Annotated in this window: 3 protein-coding genes and 1 pseudogene; 2 read left to right on the forward strand and 2 right to left on the reverse strand. The window is 55.4% G+C overall.

Annotated elements, in window-relative coordinates:
• Positions 1–157 (reverse strand): annotated as a pseudogene (locus tag A2I95_RS36545) (coproporphyrinogen III oxidase); the annotation flags it as partial.
• Here A2I95_RS36545 and A2I95_RS36550 point away from each other — a divergent pair.
• Positions 141–506, forward strand: a complete 366-nt coding sequence (locus tag A2I95_RS36550) for a hypothetical protein (protein WP_291737388.1) — start codon at positions 141–143, stop codon at positions 504–506. The pseudogene A2I95_RS36545 and the gene A2I95_RS36550 sit on opposite strands and share 17 nt — an antisense overlap.
• A gap of 4 nt (positions 507–510) precedes the next feature.
• Positions 511–864, forward strand: coding sequence for a YbaN family protein (locus A2I95_RS36555; protein ID WP_291737389.1), 354 nt, complete (start codon positions 511–513; stop codon positions 862–864).
• On the opposite strand, the gene A2I95_RS36560 is transcribed toward A2I95_RS36555, so the two are convergent.
• The coding region (locus tag A2I95_RS36560; RefSeq protein WP_291737390.1) for a ParB/RepB/Spo0J family partition protein at positions 854–1,591 on the reverse strand (738 nt) is incomplete at its 5' end. The two genes, A2I95_RS36555 and A2I95_RS36560, sit on opposite strands and share 11 nt — an antisense overlap.

Below are 1,591 nucleotides of genomic sequence, written 5' to 3' on the forward strand. Positions count from 1 at the left end.
CTGAGAGTCTGTCCAGCTCGCTCAGATAGGCTCTAATCCATAGGTTTTGGTCTATATTCGCGGAGACATGACTGTTGAAGTCGCAATAGGGGCATTTGGCCTGGCAAAAGGGCCAATGCACGTAGAGGCCAAAGCCCCCATTGCGCCAGTCATCCACTGAAACAGCCCTGGACGAACTGAGTATAGATGGCACCCGGTACGCCACGGAAACCCATCTGGCCCCAGGTGCCTGGCTGGAAGCGGTCGGCAAGGGAAACGGGGAATCCCTGCGCGACTCTCTTTCGCAGGAAGATGCTGCGGCGGAATACATGATGATGGGGATGCGCCTGTCCGAAGGTCTGGATCTGGTAAGGTTTACTCAACTTTCAGGCGTTAATCTCTCTGAGAGTCGACTTTCTGACCTTGTACAGATGGGCATGATCACTATCTCAGAGCAGAGGCTTCGTGCGACGGACCAGGGACGCGCACTATTGAATGCGGTCCTCCGCGAACTGTTGATGGATTGAAGCAATGCGCTTTATTTACGCCGGCCTAGGACTGTTCTGTGTCGGTTTGGCGGCTATAGGTGTTGTTCTGCCCTTGCTTCCAACGGTCCCCTTCCTTCTGCTTGCTGCGTTCTTCTTCGCCAACTCATCCGAGCGCCTGCACAGTTGGATCGTTGATCATAACATTTTTGGTCCTATGATCCTGGATTGGCGCGACCACGGCGCCATCCGGCCGGGCGCAAAAAAGGCGGCAACCGTTTCGATTGCCGCCGTCTTCGGACTATCTCTGCTGCTTGGTGCCCCTGGTTACATAGTAGGGATCCAGGCTGTCGTCCTCTCTTTGGTTCTATTATTCATCTGGACCCGGCCTAGCGGCTGAGTAGATTGCACAGCTCATCCAGTTGATCCAGACTTTCGTAGCTGATCGTAACAGCGCCGGCCTCACCGCCAGGCTTGTGATCGATGGCCACCTTCATTTTTAGAACTGCCGATAGGTCCCCTTCAAGGGCACGGGTATCCGCATCCTTTTCCTGCGGCTTTCTCGGCTTCTTTTCGGCAGGTGTCTGAACCCCAGCGGCATCTTTCTTGACCAATGCTTCGGTTGCACGAACAGACAGCCCCCCCTTGACGATCTTTGCAGCAAGATCCGAAGCATTGTCCGAAGTGATCAGTGCCCGGGCATGGCCAGCCGACAGCTTTCGTTCCTGCACCAGAACTTGAACATCGTCCGGCAGATGCAGAAGGCGCACTAGATTAGCAATATGGCTCCGGCTTTTTCCTAGCGCTTCTGCCATCCGTTCCTGCGTATGGCCGAACTTTTCCATCAGCTGCTTGTAACTCTGCGCTTCTTCCAGTGCGTTAAGATCCGAGCGCTGGATGTTTTCGATGATGGCCACTTCCATCATCTCAAGATCCGAGTAATCCCGGATCAACACAGGAACCTCATGCAGCTGGGCAGCCTGAGAGGCGCGCCAGCGGCGTTCCCCCGCCACAATCTCGAATTTCCCGCCCGGCCGCGGTCGCACGATCAGCGGTTGCAGAACGCCCTTTTCCTTAATCGAGGCTGTCAGATCATCCAAGTCTTCTTGCAAGAACTGCCGGCGCGG

It is taken from the genome of Leisingera sp. F5, assembly GCF_001593695.1.